This is a genomic window from Pseudolactococcus yaeyamensis, assembly GCF_054658615.1.
Genome location: NZ_BAAGGP010000081.1, coordinates 1 through 13,063, shown reverse-complemented (window position 1 = coordinate 13,063; position 13,063 = coordinate 1). Strand labels below are relative to the sequence as shown.

At 35.0% G+C, this 13,063-nt stretch carries 17 protein-coding genes; all 17 read right to left on the bottom strand.

What is annotated here, in order from left to right:
* Window positions 1-340: 340 nt before the first annotated feature.
* On the bottom strand, window positions 341-532 hold the full coding sequence (locus tag ACYQ21_RS12720) for a hypothetical protein (protein ID WP_460058804.1): 192 nt from the start codon (window positions 530-532) through the stop codon (window positions 341-343).
* The gene (locus tag ACYQ21_RS12715; RefSeq protein WP_460058803.1) at window positions 510-653 is read right to left on the bottom strand and encodes a hypothetical protein; all 144 of its coding nucleotides are present in this window, start codon (window positions 651-653) and stop codon (window positions 510-512) included. Before ACYQ21_RS12715 ends, ACYQ21_RS12720 begins: the two co-directional genes overlap by 23 nt.
* Complete coding sequence (gene esaA, locus ACYQ21_RS12710) at window positions 650-3,445, bottom strand: type VII secretion protein EsaA (RefSeq protein ID WP_460058802.1); 2,796 nt, start codon at window positions 3,443-3,445, stop codon at window positions 650-652. Before esaA ends, ACYQ21_RS12715 begins: the two co-directional genes overlap by 4 nt.
* Before the next feature lie 15 nt (window positions 3,446-3,460).
* The gene (locus ACYQ21_RS12705) at window positions 3,461-3,856 is read right to left on the bottom strand and encodes a glycosyltransferase (protein WP_460058801.1); all 396 of its coding nucleotides are present in this window, start codon (window positions 3,854-3,856) and stop codon (window positions 3,461-3,463) included.
* Between the two features lie 6 nt (window positions 3,857-3,862).
* Window positions 3,863-4,138, bottom strand: a complete 276-nt coding sequence (locus ACYQ21_RS12700; RefSeq protein ID WP_460058799.1) for a DUF4176 domain-containing protein — start codon at window positions 4,136-4,138, stop codon at window positions 3,863-3,865.
* Window positions 4,135-4,944 carry a hypothetical protein gene (locus ACYQ21_RS12695; RefSeq protein ID WP_460058798.1) on the bottom strand — a complete coding sequence of 270 codons (810 nt, stop codon included), beginning with the start codon at window positions 4,942-4,944 and terminating at the stop codon, window positions 4,135-4,137. The genes ACYQ21_RS12700 and ACYQ21_RS12695 overlap by 4 nt, the downstream gene beginning before the upstream one ends.
* Window positions 4,941-6,248 carry a T7SS effector LXG polymorphic toxin gene (locus ACYQ21_RS12690; RefSeq protein WP_460058797.1) on the bottom strand — a complete coding sequence of 436 codons (1,308 nt, stop codon included), beginning with the start codon at window positions 6,246-6,248 and terminating at the stop codon, window positions 4,941-4,943. Before ACYQ21_RS12690 ends, ACYQ21_RS12695 begins: the two co-directional genes overlap by 4 nt.
* Window positions 6,239-6,415, bottom strand: coding sequence for a hypothetical protein (locus ACYQ21_RS12685; RefSeq protein WP_460058796.1), 177 nt, complete (start codon window positions 6,413-6,415; stop codon window positions 6,239-6,241). The genes ACYQ21_RS12690 and ACYQ21_RS12685 overlap by 10 nt, the downstream gene beginning before the upstream one ends.
* Before the next feature lie 39 nt (window positions 6,416-6,454).
* Window positions 6,455-6,619, bottom strand: a complete 165-nt coding sequence (locus tag ACYQ21_RS12680) for a hypothetical protein (protein WP_460058795.1) — start codon at window positions 6,617-6,619, stop codon at window positions 6,455-6,457.
* 95 nt (window positions 6,620-6,714) lie between these two features.
* The gene (locus ACYQ21_RS12675) at window positions 6,715-7,029 is read right to left on the bottom strand and encodes a DUF4176 domain-containing protein (protein ID WP_460058793.1); all 315 of its coding nucleotides are present in this window, start codon (window positions 7,027-7,029) and stop codon (window positions 6,715-6,717) included.
* Entirely contained in the window at window positions 7,026-7,853 is an 828-nt protein-coding gene (locus tag ACYQ21_RS12670) for a hypothetical protein (RefSeq protein ID WP_460058791.1), read from the bottom strand. The genes ACYQ21_RS12675 and ACYQ21_RS12670 overlap by 4 nt, the downstream gene beginning before the upstream one ends.
* A gap of 17 nt (window positions 7,854-7,870) precedes the next feature.
* Window positions 7,871-8,707, bottom strand: coding sequence for a hypothetical protein (locus ACYQ21_RS12665; protein WP_460058790.1), 837 nt, complete (start codon window positions 8,705-8,707; stop codon window positions 7,871-7,873).
* 1 nt (window position 8,708) lies between these two features.
* Entirely contained in the window at window positions 8,709-10,217 is a 1,509-nt protein-coding gene (locus ACYQ21_RS12660; protein WP_460058788.1) for a T7SS effector LXG polymorphic toxin, read from the bottom strand.
* A complete protein-coding gene (locus ACYQ21_RS12655; RefSeq protein WP_460058786.1) occupies window positions 10,208-10,561 on the bottom strand; it encodes a hypothetical protein in 354 nt (117 codons plus the stop codon). The genes ACYQ21_RS12660 and ACYQ21_RS12655 overlap by 10 nt, the downstream gene beginning before the upstream one ends.
* 1 nt (window position 10,562) lies before the next feature.
* Window positions 10,563-10,844 carry a hypothetical protein gene (locus ACYQ21_RS12650; protein ID WP_460058784.1) on the bottom strand — a complete coding sequence of 94 codons (282 nt, stop codon included), beginning with the start codon at window positions 10,842-10,844 and terminating at the stop codon, window positions 10,563-10,565.
* Complete coding sequence (locus ACYQ21_RS12645) at window positions 10,828-11,334, bottom strand: DUF4176 domain-containing protein (RefSeq protein WP_460058783.1); 507 nt, start codon at window positions 11,332-11,334, stop codon at window positions 10,828-10,830. Before ACYQ21_RS12645 ends, ACYQ21_RS12650 begins: the two co-directional genes overlap by 17 nt.
* A gap of 6 nt (window positions 11,335-11,340) precedes the next feature.
* Entirely contained in the window at window positions 11,341-12,882 is a 1,542-nt protein-coding gene (locus ACYQ21_RS12640; protein ID WP_460058805.1) for an FtsK/SpoIIIE domain-containing protein, read from the bottom strand.
* Window positions 12,883-13,063 lie beyond the last annotated feature (181 nt).

Below are 13,063 nucleotides of genomic sequence, written 5' to 3'. Positions count from 1 at the left end.
GAGCACAAGTCCTTGATAGCACTTGCGAAAAAATGAATTTTTCGTAGGCTTATTTAGTGTACCTTAGTTTCATAAATCTTGTAAAATAAATTTACAATTAATACTTGACTTATTACCACTAGACTTAGAAAATGAGTAATATCGCACTCAAAAGCATCAATATATCAGCACTATTATACTACTTATTTTGTATTAATAGCATTAATTTAACTTTTTAATGGAATTCCTATTCATTTTAAGGTATAACACTGCATATTCTAAACTTTTAAAAGCAAAACTATTCTCTATATAGAAAAATAACCCAGAAAAAAGATAGCTCTCTTGTCTGGATTATCGCTTATTATTCAGATTTAAATGTTTTCATATCCGATTTGTCTTTGGGAATTTTGTTAGGTTTTGGAATTGGCTTTTCCATTTTTAGTTCTCTTGCTTTTTCATCTGCCTGTACTTTATGATAAACAATACCTGCAATCACAGCACATAACATGAAAATCAAGATAACAATTCCTTTATTTCTTTTTTTCACTGTCATCTTCCTTTTTCCTTTCCTTTTCGATTTTTTCAAGTTCTTCTCGAATCAACTTTTTGGTCTTTTCTACTAACTCTCTTGGAGCTTTGATTTGGTTCATTGTTTCGACATATTCACTTTTCATAATAAATTACCTTTGCCTTCTTGCTTCCTCTGTAATACCAACTGTCCCACAATCATCACAAACACACCTGCCACCAAGCCAATACTAAACACAACAACCCAACGGACATCAAAGGCTTTCTTCGCATCAGCGACCTTATCTTGTTTTGGTGTCGTATTCGTTGTCGCAATCGGCGTCGCAAAGAAATTGTAAATGTTTTGCGTATTAGCACCCTTTGTTCTCGTATTGGCAAGTGTTTTCGAAAAGTCACCGAAGAACCCTTTAGATTCATCAACACCTTGAGTTCCTGTAGAGACCAAATTGTCCGTATTGACAAGGAGATTTTGAGCATCCTTTTGCGTCAATGTTGCTTGATTAACCAGTTCCTCAAACTGTGATGAATTATCCTTAACAGCAGTTGAACTTTCTGCGATTGTTGTCATAGATTTTCCAGTTGTTGTCACTAAAGTTTGGATTTGTTCATAGAGCGAATTATTGGTTTCAGTATAGAGCACTGTTTTCGAGCTATCGTATTTATTCCAGTCTACTACACCAAGTAGCGTTGCACTTTGTTGTTGCCAATTTTTGTAGGTATCATCAATTTTCGCTACAGTTTTCGTATGCCAATCCATTAGTGCAGACAAATTATCCGCAAAGTAATCCCCTGAAAGATGGTTTTGTAAAGTCGACTCATCCTTTTGTAGTGCCAAAATGGAGCTGTTCAAATCCGTTATGGTCTGAATGATTTTATTCAAATCACTCTGTCCCATCGTCAGAAAGTCTTGCACATCTTGATTGCTTAACCGATTGGCAAGTGTCGTTAAATCCATATTGCCATACATATTAAAAATGGAACTTGTGCTCGCGGTCTGAAAATCAGTCGGACTTGTGGCTGAAAGTAAACTTGTGTAATCAGCATTGGGTCTTGCGAAAAGTGTCGCAATCATGCTTGAGGTGCTATCAATTTTCCCAAGTAGGCCTGTTAGAGTTTGAAAATTATCATTAACATATTGGTTATAACTTGTCGTACTTGCCATTGGGACTAAAGCAAAGGTATCCGTTGTCGTTGACAAAATGGTATTAGTTGCTGTTTGATTTCTCCAAGTCGTCGCAAAATTATAGGCAGTTTTATTTCCTAATGCCACAACTAGATTAAACTCAAATGTCTTAGGACTACCAATTCCAGTTGACCCATCAGGATTGGTTGGTATTGGATTGCTTAATGTGACACTATTATCGCTATTGACTGTTATACCTGTTGAAGTAACCGCAGTAACTGTCACTTCGGATGGAAAGGCTGAAGATTTGTAAATTGTTTCCGCTGGCACGGTTATCTTGACATTTCGTGTCAATAATTGATTAACCGTATCTACCGTAGGAACGGTTCCCAATGTCACTGTCCCACTACTCAAATTGAAAGCAGTCGCATATTGACGAATGACCTGTAATTCTTGTTCGTATTTCGTTTTTGTGGCATCATCAATCGTACCATTCGCCACCAAATCAGCCAATTTATAATCAGAATCAGTTAGAGACAGACTGCTAATCAGAGTTTGAAGTTGCGTTAAATAAGCGCTACCAGTTAAATTATCAGCTCTACCAAGAGAGGTTTGAAGTTTGGCAGCTAATGCAGTTCTTGAATTTGAAAGGGTTTGTAGGTTACTGAAACTGTCAAAATTATCGGTTGTTACCGTTAGATTTTGTGCCAAAAATTGATTGTATAAATCAGTTTCAAGTCCAAGTAAGTCATTTCGCTTATCAGTCAGCGTTGTGATTTGGTCTGAAATATCACCTTTAACGTCATCAATAAAGGTATTATAGTCTGTGACCTTCTGTTTCAAGTCAGCTAAATGACCTGTTTCATTCCCCAATGTGTCCTTTTGATAAAACTCATTTAAACCATTGACTATATCTGTGTTCAAGCCCTCAAATTGTTTGTAATAAAAGGTTTGGTCACTTTCAGCTTGATTTGTGATCCCTTTATTAGCATTGTCTACATTGATGCCTGCGATTTTCTTCTGTGTATCGAAATAATCGGTAATCTGCGGCAATTGGTTTGAAAAACTCTCGCCAGTTTGTTTCATCAGATTTTTCGTACTATCTGTAAAGCTATTTTGCATGGCAACATTGGCTTGGTTGATACCTTTCAAACTGCTCGTTCCAGAAATAAAGCTCGTATAATTGGGCATGCTAGATTTAAACGGATTCTGAACTTGACTAGATAAACCAGCAACTAAATTCTGTTGTTTACCAACTGTCGCATTCATCTGGGTTTCAGCTTCAGCAATATTCCCTGCGACGCTTGAATAGTACATCTTGACAACATTTTGATTGAAATCGTATAAGACTGATCTGATTTTGTCTTGGACTATCTTCTCAGATAATTCATCCACTTGTGGTTGAATCTTATAGGCAACATCTGCTTGGGTCGGATCAATATCCTGTAAGGTCAACAAATCTTTTGAAAATGTTTGGGGTAAATAGATGACCGCATCAACCGAACCATCTGAATACGCTTTGTCAGCTACTGACCTTGACACAACTTGCCAGTTATACTTATTATCATTTGAAACCAAGTCAACGAAGCTTTTACCAAAGTTATAGTCTTGGTGATTAAAGTTTGAGGCAATATCTTCATTGACCAAAGCGATTGTCGGTGTTTTAGCTTTGACTTTAGTTTGTGGCTTTTGATTCAGGAAAACAAGAAGAACAACCAAAGCAGACAACACGACAAACAGAGAAATACCTGTGACAAGCATCATCTTACGATAGTGGTTATTCAGTTTATCCGTGAGAGTTGGTCTATGCTTCATTGCTTTAGTTGCTCCTTAATTCAAATATTCATTCACATATTCTTTATAATCTGGCTGAGATTTTTTATTCATAGCATAAACCAAACTTCCTAAAAGATAATTATCCTCTGAATCAGGTTGAAGTAGCAAAGCAACATCCTTCTTTTTTTCTGGAATGATAAGTGAATACATTTTCTTGTTAATTTTTAGACCATAATAATGGTACGAATTCTTTACACCAACAACATTTTGCGTGTAATCATAAGTTTCTTTACCAATTTTAATAGTATCTTTAGAAATAGTGATTGTAACGTTAGTATCAGCTGAATCCTGTGCTTTCCATGTTCCTTGAATCTGTTTTGAACCTTTACAACCCGTTAAAAATAATAGAAAACCTAGACAAGTTATAAATATTAAAATATTTTTTTTCATAACTTTTTATTTCTCTCCTTCAATAAAATCGTTTAATTTATCTAAATATGCGTCTTCGTAATCTGTTACAGGAGCTTTAAATATTATTTCAGAAATTGCTCCTTCATTAAACAAATACATAGATTTAGCATCTTCAAATCCTTGCGGATTTAATACTCCTACATAATCATAAACATTATTTTCGTCATCAAGCTGATAACGTCCGACAATCATTAAAGGCTGTGTAGCACCTTCCAGTAATACAGTTGTTCCGATTGATAACCAATTTTTATTATTTTTCATTTTGATCCTTTCATATTCTTCGTAAGAATTACTATTCCTAGAATTATTAAATATATTGCACCAATACAACCAAGTGCAAAAAGAAGTGGTTTTAAAGTGTGGTTCATTACCTTTATCGCAAATAATGGATAAATAAGCGCAAGTCCAGCATAATACCAACTAAATGCTTCAAATTTTGTAGGTCTTTTCTCCAGAGGTAGCATATTCAGATGTTCTTGAGTTAAAATTTTTCTATTATTAAACGCATAAGAAACATTCACATTTACTGATAATAAACCAACATCAGATAAATTGTGAGTAGCAATATATTCTGCTATATAAAATAGAAGAATATGATTAACATCATCATCAGTAGCCCAATCCACTACTGATAATTCAAGTTGAAACTGACCATTTATCTTGACAATTGAACGACTGAAAACAGCAATAGGAATACCATTTTTATTGACAGGATAGATGGTACCTTTTGTGCCAGAAGAGAGCAAATCCTTACTGTAAATCTCACCATTATTTTCAAAGTAAGATTCCCAATAAGCTATTTTCAAAAAATTATGAACACGCTTTCTAACTACTTTGTTATCACTTTTTTGTAAATCTCTTCCCAAAATTCTTTCTGTTTTTGAAACTTGTTCAAATTTATCATAAACGACAAAAATTTGTTCATTATTTTTTATCTTATAAGCACGATTAGCAGCATCTTGCTCAATATCAAAAACTGTCTCCCACGTATCAGAATTTGGCTCATATTTTAGAATTTTAAAACTTTCTGAATTACCCGATTGCTTTAATTTGAATTGTTTATTCATTTAAACAGCTCACTGAACATTCCACTAGCATCTATTGATATCCCCAATCCAAATGGTCCTAATTTAAATTTTGCCTCTGCTTTTTGTGTTGTTACCCCAGCTTTTGCTTCGGCAGCTACTCCCACGCCAGCACTACCAGAAACATCTACCTTAATGCCAAATAATGTAAATCCTGCTTTTGCCTCCCCTTCTATTACATATGCACTAGCCCCCGCATCTGCCTGCAAACCAAATTCTGGCTTCCCATTCTCATTGGTAAATGCACCAATTCCTACATTTGCATGTGCTTCAGCACTATGACTACTTCCCCTAATAGCTCCATGCACATTTGTTTTATCAACCCCAATTTGTCCATGTCCTTCAGCCTCAGCAGCCGTCACTCCTACTTTTGCCTCCGCTCCTGCTCCTACTCCTGAAGAAAGCGTTCTGTCTTTACCTTTTTTCTTCTTAGTTTTCCCACCTAGTGTAATGCCTGCTTCCCCTTCTATTTCCATAGCAGTAACGGAAACACCATTCCTTTTGTCACCTTTACTTTCTTTTCCTGCGTGAGCTTTGAAGCCTACATCCAGATCTGATAAATCTAAATCCGTTTCAACATTTTTATTCTTTTTCTTACTTTTAGACTTAGACTCCTTATCAGACAAGAATTTGTTTATCTTTGCCAAGTCTTTTTCACTACACTTCATAGAAAAATTCCCTGAACTATCAATACTAACACTATTGACCGCCAATATAGCAGTCGATAAATTCTGAATCTCATTTTGTGCTTCACTAAATAATGATGATGTCTTCATGTCTAATTCATGAAGTTTTTTTAATTTTTCTTCTACTTTTCGAATATCATCTTGAACTGTAGTCATAAAATTTGAGAGGTCACTCGCATAACTGTAACACATCGTTGCCATATCTGGATCATCATTAATTCTGGCTTGATTCTGATAAACCCGAATTTGAGAAGTCAAAGTCGCTTGTTGACGACGTAATTCTTCAAGTTGTTGGTTCAGTTTGTCTTCATCAAGAATTTCACCACCTGCCGCTGCTGTATACTGCGAAAATTGTTGCAGTTTTGCTTTGATGTCTTGAATACTTGTATCTACTTTATCTACTGTAGGAGTAACTAATTGCGAAAACATAGCTAGTCCAGCATTGAAAGCTACACCGCTCAACTGCTTACTATTCAACACACCAATAAGGTGATTATTCCCTTTCTTCAAATCAGCGATGATTTGTTCACAAGTAGAAATATTGGCTTGGAAATTTGATACTAAATCCTGTGATTCATTTGGATTATAAATTAGTCCCATGCTAAATCATTCCTTTCTTTTAATAAATTCTCTCGCTCATCTTCAATTGCCGTTAATGTTTGAAAACTACGTGTGATGTCCTGTTCAAAATTTTCAAGCGATTGTTTCAGTTGACGTTCTTGAATGTGCAATTCTTCGGTTTCACGTTCCTTCTCCATGATTTGCAAATCATAAGTGTAGCGTTTTTTGCATTCTTATCTTTCACGCTACCACCCCCATGTGTTGTTCAACAAAGAAGTTGCATCTTGCTTGTCACGTTGTTCAATCGCAGACGCAAATTTCGGAAATTTTCCTGCTTGTTTTTTTATACCGGATTGTAGTGTAATCATATCACCAACAATTTTATTGGATACTGTTACAGCATTTTTCATACCTGAAAGGTTACTCTCACCCAATGAACTGGATTTGGAATTGACATTTCCTGAATTGCATATTTACGCTAGATTGCCAACAAACAGCTAATAATCTAACTTATAAACTTTTCATAACCTGAGTTAGAAACTAAACTATCATACTTACTTGCAAACTCTTGTTCTTCTGCATTAACATACCCAAAATATATAATAGAGCTTACATTTTCACGATTAAAAAAGATAAATTCTTTACCATCAGTAACCCCTTGTGGATAAGTAACGGCAGAATAATCAAAATATCCTGTTTCACCATCTTGCTCAAAAAGCGAAGCTCTTCCAACAATCATAAGAGGAACTTCTCCGTTCTCAGTCAATACAATACTTCCAATTGGTAAAATTGTGTCGAAAATTTCTTCAGTGTTATTCATTTTTTTATCTCCATTTCTTTTTCTTTCAATATTTTTTTATATTCAGCTAAATATCTCTTTATCGCTGCATTACTAACTTGATGATTTTTATAGAATTGCTCTGCTTTATTGATTTCCTCCTGTAGTTGCTCTATATTTAAATGTTTAATTTTAGAGTCAAACATTTTCTCTAATTTTAGAAATATAAACATTATTGGGAGCGCAAGTTGAGACCACCCAATTATTGTCGCAACTAAAATGACTAAAATAATATAGAAGAACAAATGTCCTGACAGATCACTATCGCTATCATTAACAGCCAAATAAGCTCCTAATGCAAATACTACAAAAATAGGTGTCACAACAAGCCATTGTAAATAAGGAATCCTTGAAAAGATTGCATTGACAAGACCACCATTCCCCTGATTATGTCGAATCCGTATATTTATATCATTTGTTATAATTTTTTTTTGAACGATTATTGGTAGCTCTGTATCACACACTTTTCCTTCATTAAACATCAGATATACATGGTACACAACAGCTTGCGAAACGAGGAGCCCAAGGGAGATAGTCAATAACCAAAAATTACTTTTCCCACCCAAAAGGTCTATAAGTGGTAAAGAACGCTTTCCATGAAAAAATAAATTAAGCAAGGGAACCATGATAAGGGGGGAACTTAATGCACCATAGGATAAAATTTTAGAAATTGTTTGCTCTTGTTGACGTACCTTTTTATTTTTTGAATAATCACGCCAAATTACTTTCTTCTTTTTAAGATCATATTCGCCACCAATCGAAATGGTAATATCCTGTGAAATCCAAGGGTTAAAATAATTAAACATCTCACCAATTCCTATTATTATTCATTTTTATCAGCCATTTCTTTTTCTTGCAATAATTTTTTATACTCAGCTAAATAACGCTTTATTACCTTTTTACTCACCTTATGTTGTTTATAGAATAATTCTGCTTTATTGAGTTCCTCATGTAGTTCTTCTGCATTTAGCTGTTTTACTTTTAAATCAATATTTTTTTCTAATTTTAGAAGTCCATGATAAACAGGAATTGCTAGTTGTACCAATGAAATTAGCGTAGCAATTAAAATCACTAAAATGGTATAGAATAATAACTGTCCTCCAAAACCTGCGGTAGAATCGTTAGATGCATAATAGGAAGCTCCTGTAACTCCTACCAGTATTAAAATTATAAATAATAAACTTAAGGAAGGAATTTTTGCTCCTGAAGAACTAAGTGAGTTATCATCAGTTCTATAACGTCGCAATCCTCTATCAATCTGACAAGTTATAACATTCTTTTCAACGATAATTCCAAGTTCGGGTATTTCTTCACCATAGAATTGATGTTTTCCAATCCTATATAGGATCGAATTCGTTACTAAAAAACCAAAAATAATTGTTAATATCCAAAAATTAATTCCCCCCCCTAACATTTTTTCTATTGTTAAAGATGAATTTTTATCTGATAACAAAGCAATTAAAGGCACTATAATTAGCGGTGAACTTAGTACACCATATGATAAAATTTTTGAAATGATTCTCTCCTCTTGAAGGACGTTCATATTTTTTGAATAATCATACCAATTAATTTTTTCTGTTTTTCTATTGTATCGTCCTGATATAACAAAACCTTCTGAAATATCTGACGTTATAAATATTCGAGTATCGTAAATTTTCATCCTACCACCCAAAACCAAATAACCCTTTTTTATTATGTTTAGCTGATTTATCAATCTCCTTGTTCACTTTATTGGCAAACCAGCCCCCAATTGCAGAACCAACAATACCTCCAACAACACTACCAACAGCAGCTCCTACTCCTGTCCCTATTCCCGGTATTGGAATAAGGGTTCCAATTGCTCCTCCAATCGCAGCTCCCGCATATGTTCCAGCAGCTCTGCCTGCTGCAGAACCAGCAACGCTAACAGCTGTATGTGTCGCAGTCAATGCTGCTGCCTCTCCATTTGAAAATCCTTTAGACTTCAAACCTGAATAATCACTGCCCACACTTACCGCTGTACCAACCCAGCCAGCAATTTTGAAAGTTTTTGCAATTTTTCCTGCCTCTTTAAAGGTTTGACCCGAACCAGTAATTTTGTTTATACTTTTTACTGCTTTTGAATTGGCTAAATCTCGACTAATCGTACTATGCTTATAAGAAGGGATTTTAGAAGTTACTTTTTTCAAAGTCTTCGTATTTTGTAATTTATCTAATGGTTTTTCAAGTTTTTTTGATATGCTTCTGATAACTTGGAAGCTAGATTTCTTACCACCTCTAAAGTCTTTTAACTTAATGCCAGCCTTAGAAAAGTAGCTGACACCTTTGTATTCAAATTTACCTGCTTTATGTTTCTTTAAAATATCTTTTAATTTTGCTAAATCTGTTGCTTTTATCTTATAGGTTACACCTGAAATCGTCACGCTCGCTATTGTTCCAGATGAAGCACCTTTTATCAGTTTACCAGCTTTCTTCCAGTCAAAATTTTCATTCTTTTTCTTACTTTTAGATTTAGAACCTTTATCAGACAAGAATTTGTTTATCTTTGCCAAGTCTTTTTCACTACACTTCATAGAAAAATTCCCTGAACTATCAATACTAACACTATTGACCGCCAATATAGCAGTCGATAAATTCTGAATCTCATTTTGTGCTTCACTAAATAATGATGATGTCTTCATGTCTAATTCATGAAGTTTTTTTAATTTTTCTTCTACTTTTCGAATATCATCTTGAACTGTAGTCATAAAATTTGAGAGGTCACTCGCATAACTGTAACACATCGTTGCCATATCTGGATCATCATTAATTCTGGCTTGATTCTGATAAACCCGAATTTGAGAAGTCAAAGTCGCTTGTTGGCGACGTAACTCTTCAAGTTGTTGGTTCAGTTTGTCTTCATCAAGAATTTCACCACCTACCGCTGCTGTATACTGCGAAAATTGTTGCAGTTTTGCTTTGATGTCTTGAATACTTGTATCTACTTTATCTACTGTAGGAGTAACTAATTGCGAAAACATAGCTAGTCCAGCATTGAAAGCTGCACCGCTCAACTGCTTACTATTCAACACACCAATAAGGTGATTATTCCCTTTCTTCAAATCAGCGATGATTTGTTCACAAGTAGAAATATTGGCTTGGAAATTTGACACTAAATCCTGTGATTCACTTGGATTATAAATTAGTCCCATGCTAAATCATTCCTTTCTTTTAATAAATTCTCTCGCTCATCTTCTAGTTTTTGATTGAGGCGCTTAAACTGCAAGTCTTGTGTTTCTTGTTGAGTCGAAATGACTTGAGCAAGGTATCTTCTTTTTTGTTCCGTTTCATTAAAACCACTACTCCCATGGTTTCTTTGGTTTAGCTCATCTTCAATTGCCGTTAATGTTTGAAAACTGTGTGTGATGTCACGATCAAAATTTTCAAGCGACTGTTTTAGCTGACGTTCTTGAATGTGCAATTCTTCGGTTTCACGTTCCTTCTCCATGATTTGCAAATCATAGGCATAACGTTTTTCTGCATTCTTATCTTTCACGCTACCACCCCCATGTGTTGTTCAACAAAGAAGTTGCATCTTGCTTGTCACGTTGTTCAATCGCAGACGCAAGTTTCGGAAATTTTCCTGCTTGTTTTTTTATACCGGATTGTAGTGTAATCATATCACCAACAATTTTATTGGATACTGTTACAGCATTTTTCATACCTGAAAGGTTACTTTCACCCAATGAACTGGATTTGGAATTGATATTTTCTGAATTGCCATATTTAGATACGGCATCATTGGCTATCCCTGTATTGGATTTAATCGGTCCTGCCATTTGCTTTTTCCTCCTTCATCTTTCTAAATTTATAAAATGGATCTTTTTTTAACATCATTTGTTCATTAATCTTTTGAATTTCTGCAATATTTTTTGTTTCTTGCTTTACAAGGGGTATTGCTTGTTTTACTGTTTCAACAGAATTATTTTGTTCATCTGCTTCTGTTTTAGTACTTGATTTTACTTGTGCCAAAGTTCCCCTCATCGAATTTTCTAAATCATCAAGTAATTTTTCATCCAGTTCATCAGTGTAACCTTCATAAATAACTTGTTTGATCTGTGAGGCTGTGATTCTCAAAATATTATCTTTTTGATCAGGTACATCTCCAAAAGGATGTGGTGCAAGCATATAACGAAGGATCGTTTCACCTTTTGAATCTTGCCCAATCGCACGTGCAATCACAACATATTTTGTATCTTTCAACGCATCCATGTCATCCACTTCTATGACAGTTCCCAAACCAAGAAATTTTAGTTGTTCATCTACCATCTTTGCTTACACCTCTTCTTGTAATATTGGCACTACAATGTGATATAATTCTTCATCCGCTACACAATGTAAAACATTTTTTTGATACGACTCATTTTTGACTGCCATAGACAAGTTTTCGATAAAATGTTGACTGCTTAACTCACCACCAAATAATATTTGAGTGATATTCTCTTTCACAGTGACTGTTGGCATAGCAAAATTATCCCCAACTTTTGTCTGATAATCCATGAAAATCAGTTGACGTTGACTTGTATTCTGCTCTATCAAAGATATGAATTGTGCTTGTTGATAAAAATTCTTTTCCAAAATATCTGCAATACCGTTAAATATGATAATTTGTTTCGCTTCAGAGTCTTTTTGTGACATTAAGAACTCCATTGTTTCTTTCAACTCTGTTAAATGGTTGGTAATATCATCCCTTGAAATGTAAAGTTTCGCTTTATCCGAAAATTCTTCCAAGCCTTTCAAAGCATCAATGATGATAACTTCACAGTTTTGTTCAAAGAATTGTTCAATTAAGAATGGTGCTAACAAACCGAGTTGCTTTTTATTCGCTGAGAAAACTCCAATACTATTACCAGTAAACAAGTCAAAACTCTCTACTGCTGAATCTGCTTTATTTAGACCAATGTAGAATTTATTATCCTCTTTTTCAGTCACTACAGTATTGAATTGTGTAGCTGTCAATAGTTCAGGAACCATCGGAATCTTCGCAGGTCTCACACCCGTCCAGTTTTCATCAAGGGTCAAAACTTCCTTCTCAAGATTTTCCAATATCTCCGTACTGTTGTCTCCCTCAACTGGCAAGTAAAATTGAATCGCTCTTGGCACATCCACCATAACCTGACCGCGACCGACTTTGGCTTCTTGAAGGACTTTCTCACGTCCCATAATGGTTGTGATCTCACTTTCTTCATTGAGGTATAAAGCCATTTTAGTTGAAATCGCACTCATCATGTTCATGCGAACCGCACCGGTTCGACTGGCTGTAAAGACAAGATACACACCTAGACTAGCACCATCACGCAACACTTGTAAAAGTAAGTTATCAATACTTTCCTTACGCTTGTCATTTTGACTTAAACCGTCATAATTATCCAAGATATTGACAAGAATTGGTAGAGACTCTTTCGTCTTAGACTCATACTGTTCAAGACTCGCAACACCTGCAGTCTTGAATGCTTTCTTACGAACTGCGAGCGTTTCTGCAATGCTATCTAATAATTTTTGAAGTTTTTCTTCTTCCTCAAGTGTCACAATATCAGCCACGTGTGGTAAATCTTTGAGTGGCAATAAACCATTGTTCCCAAAGTCCAGTAGGTTCATCTGGACTTGTTCCGGCGTATTTGCTTTCGCCAAATTCAAAGCCAGTGTTTGAAGAACAGTTGATTTACCATAACCACTACTTGCAAAGATAACGGTATTACCCTGTTTGGTAAGGTCAAAATCATAATTTTCTTGTGTTTGATCACTTGGTATATCTAATAAGCCTAGTGGCACTTTGAGGTGACGTTTGCCCTCAGTTTCAACTTTTGGTGTCGCTATATTTTCTCCTAAGTTCGGTAGCCAAGGTTTATCTGCTCAAAGCTTTAGTTGCTCCTTTTTCTTTTAGTTCAAGTGAATTTTAGGATAAGGTACATTCTTAATTTTTTCTTCATACTCAGAAGCAAACTCTTTTTCAGTCTCATCACGATAGCCCTCAAAATGAATTGTTTCAATATCTTCA